The organism is Pseudomonas sp. TE3910, from assembly GCF_056279025.1.
This window is the reverse complement of record NZ_JBWBQN010000001.1, coordinates 4913337-4935034: the sequence shown is the minus strand read 5'-3', so window position 1 is coordinate 4935034 and position 21698 is coordinate 4913337. Positions and strand designations below refer to the sequence as shown.

The window sequence follows — 21698 nt, the reverse complement described above, 5'->3', positions numbered from 1 at the left end:
GACGCAAAGCAATTTGTATACAATTACAAAACCAATGAGGCACAAAACCATGAGCAAAATGAGAGCAATTGATGCAGCCGTTCTGGTGATGCGCCGCGAAGGTGTTGAAACCGCTTTTGGCATCCCGGGCGCAGCGATCAACCCGCTGTACTCGGCGTTGAAAAAAGTCGGCGGTATCGATCACGTCCTCGCTCGCCACGTTGAAGGCGCCTCGCACATGGCCGAGGGCTACACCCGTACCAAGGCCGGCAACATCGGCGTGTGCATCGGCACCTCCGGCCCAGCCGGTACCGACATGGTCACCGGCCTGTACAGCGCCTCGGCAGACTCGATCCCGATCCTCTGCATCACCGGCCAGGCACCTCGCGCTCGCCTGCACAAGGAAGACTTCCAGGCCGTCGACATCACCAACATCGTCAAGCCGGTAACCAAGTGGGCGACCACCGTTCTGGAACCCGGCCAAGTGCCTTACGCCTTCCAGAAAGCCTTCTATGAAATGCGTTCCGGTCGCCCAGGCCCGGTACTGATCGACTTGCCGTTCGACGTGCAGATGGCCGAAATCGAATTCGACATCGAGGCCTACCAGCCACTGCCCGTGCACAAGCCTGCGGCCAACCGCGTGCAGATCGAGAAGGCCCTGGCCATGCTCGACAGCGCAGAGCGCCCACTGCTGGTCGCCGGTGGCGGCATCATCAACGCCGACGCCAGCGAGAAACTGGTTGAGTTCGCTGAACTGACCGGCATTCCCGTGATTCCAACCCTGATGGGCTGGGGCATCATCCCTGACGATCACCCACAGATGGTCGGCATGGTCGGTTTGCAGACCTCGCACCGCTACGGCAACGCCACCCTGCTGAAGTCCGACATGGTGCTGGGTATCGGTAACCGCTGGGCCAACCGCCACACCGGTTCCGTGGACGTCTACACCGAAGGTCGTCGCTTCATCCACGTCGACATCGAGCCCACCCAGATCGGCCGCGTGTTCAACCCGGACCTGGGTATCGTCTCGGACGCGGGCGCCGCGCTGGACATGTTCCTGGAAGTGGCCCGCGAGTGGAAAGCCGCCGGCAAGCTCAAGTGCCGTGGCGAGTGGCTGAAAGACTGCCAACAGCGCAAAGCCAGCCTGCACCGCAAGACCCACTTCGACAACGTGCCGGTCAAGCCACAGCGCGTATACGAGGAAATGAACCAGGTGTTCGGCAAAGACACCTGCTACGTCAGCACCATCGGTCTGTCGCAGATCGCCGGCGCCCAGTTCCTTCACGTCTACAAGCCACGTCACTGGATCAACTGTGGCCAGGCCGGCCCACTGGGCTGGACCATTCCGGCCGCGCTGGGTGTGGTCAAGGCTGATCCGACCCGCAAGGTGGTCGCACTGTCCGGCGACTATGACTTCCAGTTCATGATCGAAGAACTGGCCGTCGGCGCGCAGTTCAATCTGCCTTACGTCCACGTACTGGTGAACAACTCCTACCTGGGGCTGATCCGTCAGGCCCAACGTGGCTTCGAGATGGATTACTGTGTACAGCTGGCGTTCGAGAACCTCAACGCGCCGGAGCTCAACGGCTACGGTGTTGACCACGTTGCTGTGGTTCAAGGCCTGGGTTGCAAGGCGATCCGCGTCTTTGAGCCGGGCGAGATTGCACCAGCCCTGCTCAAGGCCCAGAAGATGGCCGAAGAGTTCCGGGTACCGGTTGTGGTCGAGGTGATTCTCGAGCGTGTGACCAATATTTCCATGGGTACCGAAATCAACGCCGTCAACGAATTCGAAGACCTGGCGCTGGTCGGCAACGATGCACCGACTGCGATTTCGCTGCTCGACTGATCGCACAAGCGGCCCCTGCCCTCGTGGCAGCGGGCCCTACTTTGCAAGGAGACAACCATGCCACGTTTCGCCGCCAACCTGTCCATGCTGTTCACCGAACAGGACTTCCTCGACCGCTTCAAAGCGGCCGCCGATGCCGGGTTCACCGGGGTCGAATACCTGTTCCCGTACGATTACAGCTCGGCTGAAATCAAGCAGCAACTGGACGCCAACGGCCTGACCCAGGTGCTGTTCAACCTGCCGGCCGGCGACTGGGCCAAGGGTGACCGCGGAATCGCCTGCGACCCGGCCCGTGTTGAAGAATTCCGTGCCGGTGTCGACCTGGCCATCGCTTACGCCAAGGTACTGGGCAACACCCAGGTCAACTGCCTGGCCGGCATTCGCCCACAAGGCCCGGATTGCGCCACGGTGAAGAAAACCTTCATCGACAACCTGAAGTACGCGGCCGACAAACTCCAGGCCGAGGGCATCAAGCTGGTGATGGAGATGATCAACACCCGCGACATCCCCGGCTTCTACCTGAACACCACCCAACAGGCGCTGGAAATCCAGGACGCCGTGGGCAGCAGCAACCTGTTCCTGCAGTACGACATCTACCACATGCAGATCATGGAAGGTGACCTGGCGCGCACGATGGAAACCCACCTGGCGCGCATCAACCACATCCAGTTGGCCGACAACCCGGGCCGTCACGAACCGGGTACCGGTGAAATCAACTACCGCTTCCTGTTCGAGCACCTGGACCGTATTGGCTACCAGGGCTGGGTCGGCGCTGAGTACAAGCCACTGACCACCACTGAAGCAGGCCTGGTCTGGCTGAAGACCCACAACGCACTCTAACGCGCACTCACGCCCCAGGGGCGCTGCGCGCCGGCCGTATGCATACAACTACAAGAGGCATTTCTCATGGCTAAAATCGGATTTATCGGCACAGGTATCATGGGCCGCCCAATGGCTCAGAACCTTCAGAAAGCGGGCCACAGCCTGTTCGTCTCCACCCACCACGACGCGGCCCCGGCTGAACTGCTCGCCGCTGGCGCCGTCGCCCTGGCCAACCCGAAAGAAGTGGCTCAGGAAGCTGAATTCATCATCGTCATGGTGCCGGACACCCCGCAGGTCGAAGCCGTCCTGTTCGGTGAAAACGGCGTAGCTCAGGGTGTTGGCCCGAACAAAGTCGTCATCGACATGAGCTCGATCTCGCCGACCGCAACCAAAGTCTTCGCAGAAAAAATCAAGGCCACCGGCGCCACCTACCTCGACGCACCGGTCTCCGGCGGCGAAGTCGGTGCCAAAGCCGCGACCCTGAGCATCATGGTCGGCGGTTGCCCGAATGCCTTCGAGCGCGCACTGCCACTGTTCCAGGCCATGGGCAAGAACATCACCCGCGTCGGCGGCAACGGTGACGGCCAGACCGCCAAGGTTGCCAACCAGATCATCGTCGCCCTGAACATCCAGGCCGTTGCCGAAGCGCTGCTGTTCGCCGCCAAGAACGGCGCAGACCCTGCCAAGGTGCGTGAAGCCCTGATGGGCGGTTTTGCCTCCTCGAAGATCCTCGAAGTGCATGGCGAGCGCATGATCAAGGGCACCTTCGATCCAGGCTTCCGCATCAGCCTGCACCAGAAAGACCTGAACCTGGCCCTGCAAGGCGCCAAAGAGCTGTCGATCAACCTGCCAAACACTGCCAACGCCCAACAGGTGTTCAGCACCTGTGCCGCCATCGGTGGTGCAAACTGGGACCATTCGGCACTGATCAAAGGCCTGGAGCACATGGCCAACTTCTCGATCCGTGGCGACAAGTAAGACCTGCTCTACCGTGAGATGAGGTGTCGTCACTACGGCCCTCACCGCCGCCAAGGCCGCCCTACCTGCGCCGGCCCTGGCGGCGATTGCAGACGACACCGCCCTCTCAGACAGACACAGAACAACACGATTGGGAGCCTGCCATGTCGGTCGATCCGCAACACTTTCTGCGCGAACTGTTCGCCACGGCCATCGAAGCCGCCCACCCGCGCCATGTCCTTGAGCCCCACCTGCCCAGCGATCGCAGCGGTCGCGTCATCGTCATCGGTGCTGGCAAAGCCGCCGCCGCCATGGCCGAAGTGGTCGAAAAAAACTGGCAAGGCGACGTCTCAGGCCTGGTCGTCACCCGTTACGGCCACCGCGCCAACTGCTCGAAAATCGAAGTAGTCGAAGCCGCCCACCCGGTACCCGATGCCGCCGGCCTGGCAGTGGCCAAGCGTGTGCTGGCGATGGTCAGTGACCTGAGTGCCGACGACCGGGTGATATTCCTCCTGTCTGGCGGTGGTTCGGCCCTGCTCGCACTGCCAGCAGACGGCCTGACCCTGGCCGACAAGCAACAGATCAACAAGGCCCTGCTCAAATCCGGCGCCACCATTGGCGAGATGAACTGCGTGCGCAAGCACCTCTCGGCGATCAAGGGTGGCCGCCTGGCCAAGGCCTGCTGGCCGGCCACGGTGTACACCTATGCGATTTCCGATGTACCGGGCGATCTGGCCACGGTCATCGCCTCCGGCCCCACCGTGGCCGACCCCAGCACCTCGGCAGAAGCGCTGGCGATTCTCAAGCGCTACAACATCCAGGCACCGGCCGCGGTCATCGACTGGCTGAACAACCCCGCCTCGGAAACCGTCAAAGCCGGTGACCCCGCCCTGGCCCGCAGCCACTTCCAGTTGATCGCGCGCCCCCAGCAGTCGCTGGAAGCGGCCGCGGTCAAAGCCCGCCAGGCCGGTTTCAACCCACTGATCCTAGGCGACCTTGAAGGCGAGTCGCGGGAAGTGGCCAAGGTTCACGCCGGTATCGCCCGGCAGATCGTCCAGCATGGTCAGCCATTGCCGGCACCGTGCGTGATCCTCTCTGGCGGTGAAACCACCGTGACCGTGCGCGGCAATGGCCGTGGCGGGCGCAATGCCGAATTCCTCCTGAGCCTGACCGAAAGCCTGAAGGGCTTGCCTGGCGTCTACGCCTTGGCGGGCGACACCGACGGCATCGACGGCTCGGAAGACAACGCCGGGGCCTTCATGACCCCCGACAGCTATGCCCGCGCCGAGACCCTGGGCCTGTCGGCTGCCGACGAGCTGGACAACAACAACGGCTACGGCTACTTCGCAGCGCTCGATGCCTTGATCGTTACCGAACCGACCCGGACCAACGTCAACGACTTCCGCGCCATCCTGATTCTTGAGACTGCCCAACATGACGCCTGACAAAAAAGTCAAAATCCTCGCCACCCTCGGCCCTGCGACCAATGGCATCGACGACATTCGTCAACTGGTCGAGGCCGGGGTGAATATCTTCCGTCTCAACTTCAGCCACGGTGAACATGCCGACCACGCTCAACGCTACCAGTGGATCCGCGAAGTCGAGCAACAACTGAACTACCCGCTGGGCATCCTCATGGACCTGCAGGGCCCCAAGCTGCGTGTTGGCCGCTTTGCCGAAGGCAAGGTCCAGCTGCAACGCGGCCAGGCCCTGCGCCTGGATCTGGACCCAACCCCGGGCGATCAACGCCGGGTCAACCTTCCACACCCGGAAATCATCGCCGCGCTGGAACCGGGCATGGACCTGTTGGTAGACGACGGCAGATTGCGTCTGCAAGTGACCGCCAAGCACGCCGACGCCATCGAAACCCAAGTGCTCAACGGTGGCGAGTTGTCCGACCGTAAAGGCGTCAACGTGCCACAGGCCGTGCTGGACCTGAGCCCGCTGACCGCCAAAGACCGCCGCGACCTGGCCTTCGGCCTCGACCTGGGTGTGGACTGGGTGGCCCTGTCGTTCGTACAGCGTCCCGAGGACATCCGCGAAGCCCGCGAACTGATCGGCGACCGCGCCTACCTGATGGCCAAGATCGAAAAGCCCTCGGCAGTCACCCAACTGCAGGCCATCGCCGAACTGAGTGACGCGATCATGGTTGCCCGGGGAGACCTGGGTGTAGAAGTGCCCGCCGAAAGCGTGCCGCACATCCAGAAACGCATCATCGGCACCTGCCGACAACTAGGCAAACCCGTGGTTGTGGCCACGCAGATGCTCGAGTCGATGCGCTTCTCTCCGGCACCGACCCGTGCGGAAGTCACCGACGTTGCCAATGCGGTAGCCGAAGGCGCCGATGCGGTGATGCTCTCCGCCGAGACCGCATCGGGCGACTACCCACTCGAAGCCGTGCAGATGATGAGCAAGATCATCCGCCAGGTGGAAAGCGGCCCGGACTACCAGGCGCAGCTCGATGTTGGCCGGCCCCAGGCCGAGGCGACCGTGTCCGATGCCATCAGCTGCGCAATCCGGCGCATCAGCAGCATCCTGCCGATTGCCGTTCTGGTGAACTACAGCGAGTCGGGCAACTCGACCCTGCGCACGGCCCGCGAGCGGCCACGCTCACCGATCCTCAACCTGACCCCGAACCTGAACACCGCACGCCGCCTGACCGTTGCCTGGGGCGTGCATTCGGTGGTCAACGACCGCTTGCGCCAGGTTGACGAAGTCTGCTCCACCGCATTGGAAATCGCCCAGGCGCAGGGCATGGCCGAGCGTGGCGACACACTGTTGATCACCGCCGGTGTGCCTTTCGGCAAGCCAGGATCGACTAACTCACTGCGGATCGAAACCCTGATCTGATAGCAAATCGCAGGCAAGCCAGCGCCTACCTGTGTGTTGGCGCTGGCTTGCCTGCGAGGCTTGTCTGCGATAGAGCAACCCCAAAATACGTTTCACCCAGACCGACTGCCATGTACACCAAGAATTTCGTGAACCCGTGCCCCGACTGGGCCACGGCCTTGCTCAACGGCTTCAGCCAGGTACTGCTGCAGCGCAACCCGCTGTGCGGCCTGTTCTGCCTGCTGGCCATCCTGCTGACGGCCCCCGACCTGATCGGCGGCGCCCTGCTGGGAGCGCTGGCCGGGCTGCTCACTGCCCAGCGCCGTGGCTACACCCGCAGCGACCGCCAAGCGGGCCTGTACAGCTACAACGGCGTCCTGATTGGCCTGCTGCTCAGCCACGCGTTGCCCTGGACGGCGATCCTGCCGCCACTAATCATTGCCGCAGGCGGCTTGAGCAGCATACTCGTTCACCAGTGGCTCAAGCGCGCGGGCCCCAACAGCTGGCTGCCAGCCTATACCGCACCGTTCGTACTGCTCGGCTGGGCCACACTGGCGCTTAGCGAGCCGGCCGTGAGCAACACAGCCGTCGATAGCAACCCGTTGTTCGCCCTCGCCCGTGGCATGGGCCAGATCTTCCTGCTCGACCAGCCTCTGGCCGGCCTGCTGATTGCCCTCGGCCTGCTGATCGCCAACCGTTACGCCGCTGCCTGGGCCCTGCTCGGCTCAGCCCTCGGCGGCAGCGTGGCACTGCTTGCTGGCGGTGAACCCCATGCGGCCTTCAATGGCCTCTATGGCTTCAACGCCGCACTCGCCGCGCTCGCCTTCAGCCAGACCCGAAGCCAGCCCTGGCGCCCACTGCTGGCCATCGCCCTGGCGATTCTGCTGCAACCGGGCTTCACCCACCTCGCTGTACCGGGCCTGACTGCACCGTTCGTGCTGGCGTGCTGGCTGCTGCATATCGGTATTCGTGTAGTGCGCCAGCCGCTTGCCCACGGCTCACGCCGCTTGCACAGCTAAGTACCAGCTCCTAGGCTCTGCTCCATACTTCACTGGATAGAGCCTATGGACACCCCTACGCGCTGGCGCGAACAGCTCTTCATCATCGTTTTTAAAACCGATACTGCCGCTGGGCGACGCTTCGACAGCATCCTGCTGCTGGTCATCCTCGCCAGCCTGGTGACGGTTATACTGGACAGCATCGACGCAATCCACCGTGACTACGCGGGGCTACTGGCGGGTATCGAGTGGGGCTTCACGGCCATCTTCCTGATCGAGTACGTGGTGCGCCTTTACTGCTCGCCGAGACCGCTGCGTTATGCAGTCAGCTTCTATGGCCTGGTCGACCTGTTGGCGATACTGCCGGGGATCATGGCCCTGTACTACAGCGATGCGCAGTACCTGCTGATCATCCGCATCATTCGCATGCTGCGCATCTTTCGTGTACTCAAGCTGAGCCCGTACCTGAAGCAAGCCAACTACCTGCTCGCGGCATTGGAAGGCAGCCGGCAGAAGATCATTGTATTTCTGCTCAGCGTTTCAACCCTGGTGACCGTCTTCGGCACATTGATGTATGTGGTCGAAGGCCCGGCACATGGTTTTACCAGCATTCCCACCAGCATCTACTGGGCCGTCGTCACCCTGACCACGGTAGGTTTCGGCGACATTGTGCCCAGGACGCCATTGGGCCAGGTACTGTCAACGTTGGTGATGATCACCGGCTACTCGATCATTGCCGTCCCCACCGGCATCTTCACCGCCGAACTGGCCAACGCCATGCGCGGTGAAAAGCTGCAACACCGCTGCCCGGTCTGCCAAAAAGACAACCACGAACAAGACGCCGCATTCTGCTCACGCTGTGGCAATGCACTGTTCAAGAAAAGCGAATAAACAAATCACTTTTTAATCTTTTATCGACTAAGGCCGAACCGCTATAGTCGCAGGCATAATGCCGCTAACCCCACTAGAACAAGGAATGCGCAGTGAAAAAACTCTTCAGTGCCTCGCTTCTCGCCGCAGGCCTGGCCTTGGGCAACCTGGCCCAGGCCGCGCCACCCCTGCTCAACGTCTCCTATGACGTGATGCGCGACTTCTACAAGGACTACAACAGCGCCTTCCAGAAGCACTGGGAAGCCGAGCACAAAGAGAAAATCGCCGTACAGATGTCCTTCGGCGGCTCGAGCAAACAAGCACGCTCGGTGATCGACGGCCTGCCTGCCGATGTCATCACCATGAACATGGCCACCGACATCAACGCCTTGGCCGACAACGGCAAACTGGTCCCGGACAACTGGGTGACCCGCCTGCCGAACAACAGTGCGCCCTTCACCTCGGCCACCGTGTTCATCGTCCGCAAGGGCAACCCGAAAGCCCTGAAAGACTGGCCAGACCTGCTCAAAGACGGCGTACAGGTCATCGTGCCTAACCCGAAAACCTCGGGTAACGGCCGCTACACCTACCTGTCGGCCTGGGGCTATGTGCTGAAGAACGGCGGCGACGAGAACAAGGCCAAGGCCTTTGTCGGCAAACTGTTCAAACAGGCGCCAGTGCTCGACACCGGCGGCCGTGCCGCAACCACCACCTTCATGACCAACCAGATTGGCGACGTGCTGGTGACCTTCGAGAACGAAGCCGAGATGATTGCCCGTGAGTTTGGGCGCGATCAGTTTGAAGTGATCTACCCGAGCGTTTCCGCCGAAGCCGAGCCACCGGTGAGCGTGGTCGACAAAGTGGTCGACAAGAAAGGCAGCCGTGCCGCCGCCGAAGAGTACCTGAAGTACCTGTGGTCGCCCGAGGCCCAGGAAATTGCCGCCAACAACTACCTGCGTCCACGCGACCCTGCCGTACTGGCCAAATACACCGACCGCTTCCCGAAAGTCGACTTCCTCTCGGTAGAGAAGACCTTCGGCGACTGGCGTACCGTACAAAAGACCCACTTCAATGACGGCGGCGTCTTCGACCAGATCTACACCGGGCAGTAAGCTAAGAACACTGCATTCTGTGTGAGCAGGCTTGCCTGCAAGTACGCGGCGCCTGTATCGCGGGCAAGACCCGCTCCTACAATCCCTGTTGGAGCTGGCTTGCCTGCGATGGTTTCGGTGGGGTGCCAATGAGTTCGCGGCGCCTGCATCGCGGGCAAGCCCGGCTCCTACAATCCCTGTTGGAGCTGGCTTGCCTGCGATGGCTTTGGCGGGGTGCCAACGAGTGCGCGGTGTCGGCATCGTTGGCAAGCCAACTCCAACAGGGTGCGTATCTGCCCTCTCACCTTATTGGCTGAACCCAGCCATAGGAATTATCCTACAACCTCTGTCCACCTCGAATGATTGCACGGGGAAGCGCTTCGCACGTAGTCTCGAACGGTCGCTGACGTTTCAGCGATCGGGTTTGGCGACCCGGGAATATATGCAGAGATGCCCCGATTTCGATGGTTGGCGTGTTAGACGTCTGCGTCGTTTTTATGGTGGCTGTGCGCGGGAGGGCTTAGGCCCTGCCGGATTTCCTGTGTTGACCGGTTCGCCAACCTGCGTACAGCTGCCACCCTTTCGTTTGGCGACGATTCAGGTGGTAGCTCCAGTTCAATACAGGAGTTCATCGTGAAAAAAATCGTCCCCGATCCCCCCGCGTTTCTTTTCGCCAAAACAGCCGAAACCACCTTTGGCGAGTGCGAAGGCCACCCGCCGTTGTTCACCGTGCGACCGGGCATCAGTGCTGAAGACGCACTGGTCCATGCGGCGCTTTACCTCAAGTGCGCCATCGACACGTGCCCTCAGGCCGTGCAGTACACCGACGAAACGGGCCGTGGCTTTGCCTGGAGCACGCTGCATTCCGTGCAAATGGCCAAAGGGCTGGTCGATGCCGTGCTAGACGGCATCGAAACCCACAACCTGAACGCGCACCGTGACGCGCAAAACCACTAGACGCCTCGGGTAAACACCAGTGCCTTGAGGCCGCCCGCCGGATCATTGTCGGGAAACTCCGGCGGGTTGCTTAGGCGCTCGACGAAATGCAGGTGTGGCGCTTCGGCGGCCATGCCTTCGATGAGAAACTCAGGGCCAATGGCTGGGTCGTTGACGCACGCCAGCACCACGCCCTGCTCTGTCAGCAGTTCTGGCAAGCGGCGCAGGATCTTGCTGTAGTCGTGGGTCAGGACAAAGCTGCCACGCTGGAAGGTCGGCGGGTCGATGATGATCAGGTCATAGGGGCCACCCTTGCGCACCTTGCCCCAGGACTTGAACAACTCGTGGCCGAGGAAGCTTACCCGCGCCAGTTCATGCTCATTCAACCGGTGGTTCTCGCGCCCACGGCTCAAGGCGGCCTTGGCCATGTCGAGGTTGACCACCTGTTCGGCGCCACCGGCAATCGCCGCCACAGAAAAACCGCAGGTGTAGGCAAACAGGTTCAATACGCGCTTGCCCGCAGCCTGTTCACGTACCCAGCGACGGCCATGGCGCATGTCGAGAAACAGCCCGATGTTCTGCTTCAGGCCCAGGTCGAGCTTGTAGCGCAGGCCGTCTTCGTCGATCAGCCAATGCTCGCTCGGTGTCCCCAGCAACCAATGCCCCGGGGTGTCCGGCAGATAGCGGTGTTGAATCAGAATCGCCTGCCCGGGCCACTGCGGGCCTGCCGCCAGCGCCAGCAGCATCTGCTCGAGGGCCGGCAACTGACCCTCAGGCGGTTCGCGAAACAATGACACCAACAACACGCCCTGCAACCAGTCGACGGTGATCTGCTCAAGCCCCGGCCAGCAGCGACCGCGGCCATGGAACAGGCGCCGGGTTTGCGCCGGAGCGGGGTTGAGGGCGTCGAGCAGGTGTTCGCGCAGGGTTTCGATAACAGAAGTCATGGCAAGGATCGAGGCTGTAAAGCGGCCTATTCTAACCCGACTCCCCCACCCCGGGCGCTGGCCTTGCCGGCTTGAACCACCAGCCCTGCTGCATACCGGCCGCCGCCAGCAAGATCGCGGCGACACCCAGCCACTGCAGCAGGCTCAGGCGATGGTCAAAGGCCAGCCAGTCAACGAAGATCGCCGCAATCGGGTAGATGAACGACAAGGCACCGGTCAGGGCGGTCGGCAGTTTTTGAATGGCGCCGTACAGCAGCACGTACATCAGCCCGGTATGAACCATACCCAATGTCACCAGGCTGGCCAGCTCGCTCGCTTCGTGCGGCAACCCGCTGGTGTTGGCCCAGGGCGCCAGCAGCAACACGCCGGTGCCGACCTGAATCAACGCGATCAGGTGCGGTGGCGTGCCGCTCAGACGCTTGATGATCAACGCGGCAACGGCATACAAGAATGCTGCCCCCAAGGCCAGGCCAATCCCCGCCAGGTAGTCATCTCCCGAACCTTGCTGAGCACCATGAGCGCTGACAATCGCCAGCATGCCGGCAAAGGCAATGCTCAACCAGAACACTTTCGGCAGGGTAATTTTCTCGCCGAGAAACACTGCGGCCAGTGCCACCAGCATGAACGGCTGGACGTTGTACACCGCTGTACCAATGGCAATCGACGCCCTTGAATAGGAGGCGAACAGCAACACCCAGTTGCCGACGATGGCCACGCCACTGAGCACCGCCAAGGCGAAGGTAGCCCGGCTGAGGATACCCGGGCGCAGGAAACCGAACAGCGCGCAAATCACCAGCAAGGTGCCGGCACCGAACACGCAACGCCAGAACACGACATCCAGCACCGGTTGCCCGGACACCAGCACAAACCAACCGATGGTCCCCGAAATCAACATGGCGGCGACCATTTCCAGCGACCCACGACGTATTGAACTGTCCATCACTCACCTCCGATACGATGGACAAAGTATGACGAGCGCCGAGGTGGCCATTCCAGCGGAAAAAGCAGGCTAAACTTGGCGTTAACCTTTTTTATCAAGGCACTTTTCCTTTTTGCCTAACGAGGCGGATATGACTGACGACATCGACCAACTGCTGATCAACGCCCTGATGGAAGACTCTCGACGCTCGCTCAAGGCACTGGCCCAGCTCAGCGGGCTGTCGGCGCCGAGTGTCAGTGAGCGCCTGCGCCGCCTGGAGGAGCGCGGCGTACTGAAGGGCTATACGGTGGACGTCGACCCACGCAGTTTTGGCTACCAGTTGCAGGCCATCGTGCGTATCCGCCCCCTGCCGGGCCAGTTGCAGGAGGTCGAACGGCAGATCCAGGCCATCCCCGAGTTCACTGAATGCGACAAGGTCACGGGTGACGACTGCTTCATTGCCCGCCTGCATGTGCGCTCGATGGAACAGCTCGATACCCTGCTTGACCGCCTCAACAGCCATGCCGAGACCAACACCGCCATCGTCAAGAAGACCCCGGTCAAGCGCCGTTTACCGCCGATGAATTGAATGGCCAATGGCCGGTTCAACTCCAGCCGTAGCGCACCAGGTGGAAAAACACCGGGGCGGCAAAACAGACGGAATCCAGCCGGTCGAGCATGCCACCGTGGCCTTCGATCATGTGCCCCCAGTCCTTGACGCCACGATCACGCTTGATGGCCGACATCACCAGGCCACCGGCAAAGCCCAGCAGGCACACCACCAACGCAAGCAGCGCGGCCTGCCAGGGCGCAAACGGGGTAATCCAGTACAGCGCCGCACCGATCAGGGTCGCCAGCGCGATGCCGCCGAAGAAGCCCTCGGTGGTTTTCGATGGCGACAGGTTGGGCGCAATCTTGTGCTTGCCCCACAGCTTGCCGCAGACGTACTGCAACACGTCCGACAGCTGCACCACGAGGATCAGCCAGGCGATCAGCAACAGGTTGCGCCCCTCATAGCCTGGAATATCCAGGGTCAGCAACGCGGGCACGGCGGACACGCAGTAGACCGCAATCGTCAGGCCCCATTGGACTTTCGAGGTGCGCTCCAGAAAGTGCGTGGTGTCACCGCCCAGTGACGACAGGATCGGCATCAGCAGGAACAGGTAGACCGGGATGAAGATCGAGAACAGCCCGTACCAGTCCATCCCGATCAACAGGTACTGCACCGGCAAGGCAAAGTAGAACGCGGCCACCAGCGCCGGATAGTCGCTACGCCGGGTAGGCGTCAGGGTCATGAACTCGCGCAGGGCATAGAACGACACGCCATAGAACAGCAGGATCACGCCAACCTGACCGATCATGAAGGCGATGCCGATCACCGCGACCATCACCCACCAGGCATTGATGCGGGCATTAAGGTTGTCGATCACCGGGTTCGGTGCCGAGGCCCGCCATTTCAGGAGTTGGCCGACGACCGTGGCCAGGACCAGAATGCCGCCAATACCGGCAAACAGTTGCAGTGTTGTGCTGTCCATTTCAGACCCCCTCCTTTGCCAGGGCCAACAAGGCGTCCCGTGATCGTTCAAGGAACATGGCCTTGCTCTCATCCGCCGCCAGCGAGATCGGTTCGCCGAAGTTCAAGGTGCATAACAGTGGCAACGGCAACACCCGGCCTTTGGGCATCACACGGTTGAGGTTGGCGATCCACACCGGAATGATCTCGATGTCTGGCCGTTGCCGCGCCAGGTGGTACAGGCCACTTTTGAACGGCAGCAAGGTTTCATCGCTGAGGTTGCGCGTGCCCTCAGGGAACAGGATCAGTGAGTCACCCTGCTCCAGCGCATCGAGCATCGCCTGCAACGGCTGGCTGTCTGGAAGCGCATGCTGGCGGTCGATCAGCACGCCGTTGAACACCCGCTGGATCAGGAAACGCCGCAACCGCCCGGTTAGCCAGTAATCGGCACCGGCCACAGGGCGGGTACGCTGACGCAAATGGGCGGGCAGCGAGGCCCAGAACAGCACGAAGTCACCGTGGCTGCTGTGGTTGGCAAAATAGATACGTTGCACCGGCTCAGGGCTACACCCCAGCCAGAGTGCACGTGCGCCGGTCAGCAGCCGCGCACCGGAGGTTATGGCGAAGGCAACCAGAGAAACAAGCATCGAGAATTCCTTACGCGATGAGGGAAAGCCACGGCATGCACAGGCACGCCAGGAGCACGATCAGGCATTGCGCACACACCCAGAACGCCTGGAACCGAAGCAAGCGCAATGCGCCCCGGCTACGTTCAAACAGGCTTCTGGAACCCGTTGCCGCGGGCTGTAAGCCCAGCTCGTACAGTGCGCTATCAAGGGCCTCGGCCTTCAGGTCAAAGGCCTGTGGCGGCTGTGCCAGGCAGGTGAACAGGTCGGCATCCAAGGCAACCCGCAGGGCGAAGTACTTTTGTACCAACCCACAGAACAGCAAGGCTGAGGCCAGCAGCGCAGCAAACAACGAAGGTGCAACCCCAAACAACGGCGCCAACCCGACAAGCAGCGCCACCCCTGTCAGCACCGTGGAAAACCGGTCCAGGTCACGCCCCCGGCGCAGCAGGTTGACGACCAGCTTCAAGTGCATCTCAGTAGCCATCGGACACCACCGTTGCAAGAGGCATAAGGGCCTGGCGCTGAGCCTGGGCCAGCACCACCTGCGGTCGTGCCTTGCGCACACAGGCCAGGGCGCTGTCGATGTCGCGGCAACGGCGGGTGTACAACAACCAGGCCGCCACCGCCGTTGCGCTGCGCGAGTAACCCAGCGCACAGCACACCAGTACCGGCCCCTGTTGGCGCAAGGCCTCGATGGCCTGCGCCGCCGCCTCGCAGCGGGCTGCGCTTGGCGCCGTCAGGTCGAGCACCGGGAAGCTGCGATAGGCCTTGCCACGGCTGTCGACCGGCAATTCCGCACACAGGTCTACGATCGCAGCAAACGGCTGGGCCTGCCCGGCGGCTGGAATTCGCCCAAGCCAGACGTTGTCAGCGACCTGAACGGGATGTGGGTGCTGCCGCGTCCATACCCGGGAGTTGACCCAGGCAGCCAGCAGGTAAGGCGCCAGTAACCCTTGCGCAGCGGCTGACAGCCGCCCGTCCGCACGCTTCTGAAAGCCTTCGGCACCGAACAGGGCGTAGTTCAGCGCCACCAACAGCAACGACAGCGCCGGCCACAGTAGCCACAGTGCGCTGCCTTTCAGGGTCAAGGCCAGCGCCACCAGCACCGCGCTGCCCAGACCGTAGCGCACAGCCAACAGCCGGCGTTTCGGGTCGGTCGCCAGTTGCAGCGTACGCAAGGGGCTTTGCCCCTCGCTGGGCCAGAGCCACAGGCAGAACAAGCCCGCGGCCACACCGGTCGGCACATCAATGAAATGGTGTTGCCAGGTAGTCAGGACCGACAGACCAATCAGCACGAACCAACCGTGCAACAGAACGCGCCAGACGCCACGGGTATACCGGGCAAAGCAGGCCCAGAGCACGACCAGTAAGGTGATGTGCAGCGAAGGCGCCTGATTGAAGGGTTTATCGAAGCCCATCAGCAGGTCGAACATCAGCCCGAACGTCCCTTCCAGTGGCGGGCGCTCGAAGGTGAAACGCAGGGGCCAGAGAAGAAAACAGGCAATGCAGATCACCTGCGCACTGAGCAGCCGCAGACCATGCCGGTCCATTTCGCGGCGACTGGCCGGTAGCAGGAATGACAAACCGTACAGCAGGTCAATCGACCAGTAAGGCACGATTGTCCAGGGCCATAACGGCAGGTGTTGTTCCCAGGCAAAGACCAGGCTACCAACATCATCACGCTGGCCGGTAAACCGGTTGGCGAAGCCGTAACTGGCGAAAAACAGTGGCCCGAGCAGTAACAGCCAGAGCACACCGCGCTTCCAAAGCCCGGCCTCCCTTGCCTCAACAGGCGCCATCACGACCCCCGTTGAGCCAGAGACACGGTGAAGATACCCCACTCGTCCACACGCTGGGTCACCTTGCGGAAACCGGCACGCTCAACCAGTTGGTCCATTTCAACCTGGCTGCGCCGACGCATCACCCAGGCCTGCCCTTCACGGTGGCTGGTCAAGGCGCGGGCAATGAATTCCAGTTGCGGGTGCCAAGGCTGCCCGGTGTACACCAGGTACCCCCCCTCTTCCACTGCAGCGGCCAGACCGGCCAGCGAATCACTCACCATGGCATTGCTGGCGAACAGCTCATAGAGCCCGGAAACCACGGCCAGGGTCTTGGGTTCCAGCGCGGCTAGGTCCTCGCGGTCGAAGGCATCGCCTTTGACGAAGCGGGCGATATCACCCAGCCCTTTCTGCTCGATCAGGGCCGAACCATCACGTACGTTGAGGTCGCTGTAGTCGCGCAGCAGGATCGACTCTGGCCGTTGCGCGCCCTGCTCCAACGATTCGAGGATATAGCGACCATGCCCGGCAGCAATGTCGACGATATGCACGGGGCGCTGCTGTTCACGCAACGATGCCATCGCCTGGCGCAACAGCTCCTCGACGTGCACCTTGCGCTGACGGATACCGCGCCAGCCAATAGCGTTCAGGTAGTTGCGGTCGATCAGGCGGCCCAGCGGCGAGTTGCCGGTGGGCTGGTTACGGTAGACGTAGTCCAGGGTACTGCCCGAATCGAAGCCAGTGTCGAAACCCAGCTTGACCCCGGCACTGAGGGTGGCCCCCAGTTTCAGCCCGGCGCGAGTCGCCCGCCAATACAGTTCACGCGGCGAGTTCAACGGCAGGGGTGCGGCCAGAGCTTCGGACTCGGCGCAGCTCCAACCGATCTGGTCGGCGTCGAGCAATGACGGCCTGACGATGGGCTCGGCGAAGTTGCGCAAAATGAAACGGCGCATACGCTGGGTAGCCTGTGCGCGCTCACGCTCCCCCAGGGTGTCGTGGAAAAAGCCTGGCAGGATGTGTTTTTCCTTGCACACGCTGCCCAGCCGGTCGAAGAACTGCTCTTGCGGTTTGCGGTGCACGACAAAGTCGGCACCGGAGATCAGCAGCTGGGTCGGTGTCTGGATCGACTGCGCATCGGCCACCACCCGCTCGGCGGCGTCATACAGCCCCAGCAGCATGTTGACCGAAATCGGCCGGGTAATCAGGGGATCGCTCTCGTAAGAGGCAATGCGTTGCGGGTCATGGCTGAGGAACTTGGCCTTGACGTAGCTGTTGACGAAGAAGTTGCCGCGCCAGGCGCGCATCAGCTTCAGGCCCGTACGGGCAAACGGTACATACAGCTTGACCTTGAAGGCCGGCGAAGCCAGAACCAGTGCACGTATTGGCGGCGCATAGTCGTGAACCCAGGTCGCGATCAATACCGCACCGACGCTTTGCGCAACCACCGCCATGTGGTCAACCGCAATACCGTACTGGTCACGGATATGCTCGATGAAGGTCTGTACATCGCGCACGCTGGTGGCAAAGCCAGGGCTGTCGCCTCGCGCACCTGGCGACTCGCCATGACCACGTGCATCCCAGGCAAACACATCGAAGTCCGGCAGGTCCAGCTCATCGGCCAGGTGAGCCATCCGGCCACCGTGTTCATGCCCTCGGTGGAACAGCACCAGCGCTCGGCGAGGCGTGGCCTCATCGCGCTGAACCGCCGGCCAGTGGCGGTAAAACAGGCTGACGTTGTCATGGGTACTGAAGGACTGCTGCAGGGCTTCGCGCATCAATTGATTCATTCCGTTGGATTGATGGAGGTGCAAGGATGTGCCAGCCCCTGGCGGACACGGTTGACGATGGTGTACACGAGCAGGGCCAATACCAGGGCCAACAGGCCGTTGATCCAGACGCTGCTCAACAGGCCGCTGGCGACACCTGCGCCCAGCACGCCAAAAACAAACGCACGGTCACTCTTGCCCATCGGCCCGTCGTAACGGCGCTCAGCCCCGACCATCAGGCCCAGTACCCCGGCGTATTCACTGATCACGGCCAACACCACCACCAACACCACCAGCAATGGCGACACCCCAACCAGCAGGGCAAACGGCAGGTACAAGGCACTGTCGGCGATCACATCGCACAGCTCATTGAGGTAAGCCCCCAGCCTGGACTGCTGACCGAACTCACGGGCCAGCATGCCATCCACGGCATTGAGGGCCATGCGCAGGAACATCCACACCGGTATCAGGGCAAACAGCCAGGCCCGGCTGGCAAACAGTGCCACCAGCAACCCAATGAGCAAGGAAACAACTGCCGCCGTCACAGTGACCTGATTGGCCGTCACGCCGCGCTGGTGCAAGCGGGTGACGAACGGACGCAGTACGCGCTGGAAGCGCGGTTTGAGGTGGTAAATCGAAAGCATCAACACTCATCCTTTAACTGATGCAAAACGACCCTGAAACCCTGCCTCGGCCGTACGCTGCCCTCTTGGCAACTGCCCGTAATGCCGCACAAGGTGTTGTTTCACGCCCCGAGTAACCTGGCGAGATCGCCAACAAGGGAAACAATTCCCCCATTCGACATTCCTGACACACTAACGGTCACAGAACAGGCAAAGGGCCATCAACCTCAACGAGGCACCGCGATGTACCACTTGGGCTTCATGCGCCCGAAATCCTGGCGCCGGTTGTGCTTGAGGGCTTTTTTTGAGTCCAGCACAAAACAGCCCTCTGCATCGCGCACGAAGACAACCCAATGCCAAAAAGGCCGGCCAGCCACCAGCCGCCACTTGATCGCCAACAGGGCGCGGTCGGGCAACGCCTCCCACCCGTCAAAGGGGTGCTGCTCAGGGGCCGCAACGATACCCAGTTCGCCGAGCAGACGGCGAACATAGTGGGTGTCCGACCACAGCGCGCGGTCCTCGGCAAAGATACCCAGCGCATTGGCCACCTGCCGCGCCTGGCCATAATCAATCTGTGCCAGGGCGGCACAGGCGGCAATGCCGCATCCGGTAGGTTCCTGCTGTACAACTGCGTCCATGCACGGTTTCTGCCTGCAAAAAAGTGTGGGGTGACCTTACGCTAGCCAATCAATCGTCGCGGGTCAGTACTTCCAGCAATTCGATCTCGAAGACCAGGTTCGAGTGCGGCTTGATCACCGGGCCCATCTTGCGTGCGCCATAAGCCAGGTGCGATGGCACGAACAGCTTGCGCTTGCCGCCAACCTTCATGCCCATCAGGCCCTGGTCCCAGCCCTTGATCACGCGCCCGGTGCCGATGACACACTGGAACGGCTTGCCCCGCTCATAGGAAGAATCGAACGGTGTGCCGTCTTCGAGAAAGCCGCGGTACTGGGTGGTGATCAAGGCCCCCTTGACCACGGCCTTGCCTTCGCCCACCTGGATATCGGTAATTTGCAGTTCGCTGCTCATGCTTGTCCTCGTTGAAACGTACGTACGCTATTGCCGCAGCCTTTTCTCAGGAATGCGCACGTTTGGCAAGCACCGACAAAAACCAGGGGCGATACAGGTTTGTAATTTGTGGCACCTGTCTCGCGAACTTATCCATTCCCTGAAGTGGCACCAGCGGCTGGTTTCGCCTCTTACGGCGACCCACTTTTGAACGGCACAAAAGTGGGCAAAACGCCCTGTCCCAACATCCGGCCCTCCGCTGCGCTTCGGGTTCCTTCCTTACGTCATCGCTCCCGCGTGGACGCGCCGACGGGCCATCCATGGCCCATCAGCACTTGCGAGGCATCCATGCCTCGCACCCCACTACGCGACGGCTCCACTCAGCCTACTGAAGGGACGACCTGCAGCGCCTGCTAATTCGCGCGCTGACAAAAAAAGCCCACGCAGAAAATCGACGCTATCCACTAAGGCGTCAGCCTTTCCGGCAATGCTTTTTTATGCGCTGAACCTGCAGGCACCGCCAAATCGTCCCTTCAGGAGGTCGAACGCAGGCCGTGCGTAGTCGGGTGCCAGGCAAGGATGCCTGGCAAGGGCTGAGGGCCAGGAAGGCCCTTCAGCGCGGCCCCGGCGGGAGCACTGCCGGAGTGAGAGGACCCGCAGCGCAGCGCAGGGCCGGATGTTGGGACGAGGGGTTTTGGTCACTTTTGCCCCGACAAAAGTGACACGCCGTAAAGGCGGAACGGGGTATCGGGCCCGACATCGCGAATGGATATGCCTGTTTGCATCAGCGGCGATACACGCTTGTGATGTGTGGCATTCACTTCGCGAACATATCCATGTCCTGCAGCGGCACCACCGGCTGGTTTCGCCTTTTACGGCGACCCACTTTTGAACGGCACAAAAGTGGGCAAAACCCTCGTCCCTACATCCGGCCCTGCGCTGCGCTTCGGGTTCCTTCCTTACGCCATCGCTCCCGTGTAGACGCGCCATACATGGCCCATCAGCACTTGCTACTTCGCGCACTGAAAAACAAAGCCCACGCAGGAAATCCACGCTCTGCACGAGTGCCACCATCCCCCATTGTCCCAGCCGATCTCGGCAATCTGTAAACCGGCAACACCCTCAGTTCAGGCAACGCTTACCGCCCGCTGGGGCTCATGCTGACGCATCGACCAGCACACGCCGCCAATCACCAGCACAATCGCGGCGGCTTCCAGCACGCTCGGGCCGCTGTGCCGCCAGATGAAGGCATACAGCAGGGCAAACAGCGTTTCGAATACGATCAACTGGCCGCTCATGGTCAACGGCATCCGCTTGGACGCGGCGTTCCACAGCAAGGCGGCCAACCACGAGCCAAACAAGGCGCTGCCCAGGCTGTAAAGCCAGAACAGGTTCCAACGACCAGCCGGCGCCTCGACGTGCAACTGAGCCGGTTGCCACAGCCAGATCGCAGCGACCAGCAGCAAGCTGAACAGGCCCGTGGCCACACCACAGAACACCGACCACTGGTGGCTGTCGAAATGCCCGGACTGCTTCAGGTAGCGGCTGTTGTGGACGGCGTACCAGGTCCAGCTCAGCAGCGCACCCAAGGCGTACAGCACACCAATAAACTTGTCAGCCATGGCGCCCGGCTCTACGGCGAAGGTTTGCAGGTTGATACAGAGCATGCCGGCGAGGATCAAACCTAACGGGCCGGCCAGCCGCGACAAGGCGATTGCGCCGCTGTCATGGCGACCGTACAGGGTGATGGTCAAGGGCAGTACCCCGACAATCAGCGAAGCTGGCGCCACGCCCAGGCGCTGAATCGCGGCCACCAGGCAGATGAAGTAGATCAGGTTGCCGATCACCGATAGCCGCGTGAGCATCCACAGGTCGCTCAGGGTCAATTTGCGCAAGGCCTGACGCAGGGGAATGGCAAGCACCAGCGAAATCACCCCGAACAGTACGAAGCGTGCGCAGCTGAGCAGCACCGGGCTGAACTCCGGCAACAACTGCGGCACCATCAGTACCATTCCCCACATCGCTCCGGCCACGCCGGCATAGGCCACACCCCGTTTCACCGCACACACCTCTTGATGGATTGATGCGCGCAGGCTAGCCGCTCACACGCCCCTCGACAAAAGATCATTCGGCATGCAGCCATTCCCATACGGAATACCTTTCCCCCTTCAGCCTTCGATCTTATGA

21 protein-coding genes are annotated in these 21698 nt (G+C 61.7%); 10 read left to right on the top strand and 11 right to left on the bottom strand.

Annotation, left to right across the window (positions count from 1 at the left end):
* Positions 1-49 precede the first annotated feature (49 nt).
* The 9 genes from gcl (at position 50) to ACZ9H3_RS22580 (ending at position 10349) form a co-directional block, all read left to right on the top strand.
* Positions 50-1825, top strand: a complete 1776-nt coding sequence (gene gcl, locus ACZ9H3_RS22620) for a glyoxylate carboligase (protein WP_065759818.1) — start codon at positions 50-52, stop codon at positions 1823-1825.
* A gap of 57 nt (positions 1826-1882) precedes the next feature.
* Positions 1883-2665 (top strand): hydroxypyruvate isomerase, encoded by a 783-nt coding sequence (gene hyi, locus ACZ9H3_RS22615; protein ID WP_476222634.1) that lies wholly within the window; start codon positions 1883-1885, stop codon positions 2663-2665.
* A gap of 66 nt (positions 2666-2731) precedes the next feature.
* Positions 2732-3625, top strand: coding sequence for a 2-hydroxy-3-oxopropionate reductase (locus ACZ9H3_RS22610; RefSeq protein ID WP_065759820.1), 894 nt, complete (start codon positions 2732-2734; stop codon positions 3623-3625).
* Between the two features lie 143 nt (positions 3626-3768).
* Positions 3769-5049, top strand: a complete 1281-nt coding sequence (locus ACZ9H3_RS22605) for a glycerate kinase type-2 family protein (protein ID WP_476222632.1) — start codon at positions 3769-3771, stop codon at positions 5047-5049.
* A complete protein-coding gene (pyk, locus tag ACZ9H3_RS22600; protein ID WP_065759822.1) occupies positions 5039-6454 on the top strand; it encodes a pyruvate kinase in 1416 nt (471 codons plus the stop codon). Before ACZ9H3_RS22605 ends, pyk begins: the two co-directional genes overlap by 11 nt.
* A gap of 110 nt (positions 6455-6564) precedes the next feature.
* On the top strand, positions 6565-7452 hold the full coding sequence (locus ACZ9H3_RS22595; RefSeq protein WP_330523254.1) for an urea transporter: 888 nt from the start codon (positions 6565-6567) through the stop codon (positions 7450-7452).
* Between the two features lie 45 nt (positions 7453-7497).
* The gene (locus ACZ9H3_RS22590) at positions 7498-8322 is read left to right on the top strand and encodes an ion transporter (RefSeq protein ID WP_330523253.1); all 825 of its coding nucleotides are present in this window, start codon (positions 7498-7500) and stop codon (positions 8320-8322) included.
* A gap of 92 nt (positions 8323-8414) precedes the next feature.
* Complete coding sequence (locus tag ACZ9H3_RS22585) at positions 8415-9413, top strand: sulfate ABC transporter substrate-binding protein (RefSeq protein ID WP_065759825.1); 999 nt, start codon at positions 8415-8417, stop codon at positions 9411-9413.
* Between the two features lie 609 nt (positions 9414-10022).
* A complete protein-coding gene (locus tag ACZ9H3_RS22580) occupies positions 10023-10349 on the top strand; it encodes a DUF3077 domain-containing protein (protein ID WP_330523283.1) in 327 nt (108 codons plus the stop codon).
* On the opposite strand, the gene ACZ9H3_RS22575 is transcribed toward ACZ9H3_RS22580, so the two are convergent.
* A complete protein-coding gene (locus ACZ9H3_RS22575) occupies positions 10346-11275 on the bottom strand; it encodes a class I SAM-dependent methyltransferase (RefSeq protein ID WP_476222628.1) in 930 nt (309 codons plus the stop codon). The two genes, ACZ9H3_RS22580 and ACZ9H3_RS22575, sit on opposite strands and share 4 nt — an antisense overlap.
* A gap of 31 nt (positions 11276-11306) precedes the next feature.
* Positions 11307-12215, bottom strand: coding sequence for a DMT family transporter (locus tag ACZ9H3_RS22570; protein ID WP_476222626.1), 909 nt, complete (start codon positions 12213-12215; stop codon positions 11307-11309).
* A 130-nt stretch (positions 12216-12345) separates the two neighbouring features.
* Between ACZ9H3_RS22570 and ACZ9H3_RS22565 the strand changes: the two genes are divergently transcribed.
* Entirely contained in the window at positions 12346-12783 is a 438-nt protein-coding gene (locus ACZ9H3_RS22565; protein WP_065759829.1) for an Lrp/AsnC family transcriptional regulator, read from the top strand.
* 16 nt (positions 12784-12799) lie between these two features.
* On the opposite strand, the gene ACZ9H3_RS22560 is transcribed toward ACZ9H3_RS22565, so the two are convergent.
* The 9 genes from ACZ9H3_RS22560 to ACZ9H3_RS22520 form a co-directional block, all read right to left on the bottom strand.
* Positions 12800-13729 carry a phosphatidate cytidylyltransferase gene (locus ACZ9H3_RS22560; RefSeq protein ID WP_065759830.1) on the bottom strand — a complete coding sequence of 310 codons (930 nt, stop codon included), beginning with the start codon at positions 13727-13729 and terminating at the stop codon, positions 12800-12802.
* Position 13730: 1 nt separating this feature from the next.
* Positions 13731-14354, bottom strand: a complete 624-nt coding sequence (locus ACZ9H3_RS22555) for a lysophospholipid acyltransferase family protein (protein WP_065759831.1) — start codon at positions 14352-14354, stop codon at positions 13731-13733.
* 10 nt (positions 14355-14364) lie between these two features.
* A complete protein-coding gene (locus ACZ9H3_RS22550) occupies positions 14365-14820 on the bottom strand; it encodes a hypothetical protein (RefSeq protein WP_476222623.1) in 456 nt (151 codons plus the stop codon).
* Positions 14810-16135 carry a phosphatase PAP2/dual specificity phosphatase family protein gene (locus tag ACZ9H3_RS22545; RefSeq protein ID WP_476222621.1) on the bottom strand — a complete coding sequence of 442 codons (1326 nt, stop codon included), beginning with the start codon at positions 16133-16135 and terminating at the stop codon, positions 14810-14812. Before ACZ9H3_RS22545 ends, ACZ9H3_RS22550 begins: the two co-directional genes overlap by 11 nt.
* Entirely contained in the window at positions 16135-17889 is a 1755-nt protein-coding gene (locus tag ACZ9H3_RS22540) for a bifunctional alpha/beta hydrolase/class I SAM-dependent methyltransferase (protein WP_476222619.1), read from the bottom strand. Before ACZ9H3_RS22540 ends, ACZ9H3_RS22545 begins: the two co-directional genes overlap by 1 nt.
* Before the next feature lie 8 nt (positions 17890-17897).
* Positions 17898-18524, bottom strand: a complete 627-nt coding sequence (locus ACZ9H3_RS22535) for a CDP-alcohol phosphatidyltransferase family protein (RefSeq protein ID WP_099773944.1) — start codon at positions 18522-18524, stop codon at positions 17898-17900.
* 206 nt (positions 18525-18730) lie between these two features.
* Complete coding sequence (locus ACZ9H3_RS22530) at positions 18731-19141, bottom strand: hypothetical protein (RefSeq protein WP_102052423.1); 411 nt, start codon at positions 19139-19141, stop codon at positions 18731-18733.
* 49 nt (positions 19142-19190) lie between these two features.
* The gene (locus tag ACZ9H3_RS22525; RefSeq protein WP_065759838.1) at positions 19191-19532 is read right to left on the bottom strand and encodes an FKBP-type peptidyl-prolyl cis-trans isomerase; all 342 of its coding nucleotides are present in this window, start codon (positions 19530-19532) and stop codon (positions 19191-19193) included.
* A gap of 1106 nt (positions 19533-20638) precedes the next feature.
* Positions 20639-21571 (bottom strand): DMT family transporter, encoded by a 933-nt coding sequence (locus ACZ9H3_RS22520; protein ID WP_409278252.1) that lies wholly within the window; start codon positions 21569-21571, stop codon positions 20639-20641.
* Between the last annotated feature and the right edge of the window lie 127 nt (positions 21572-21698).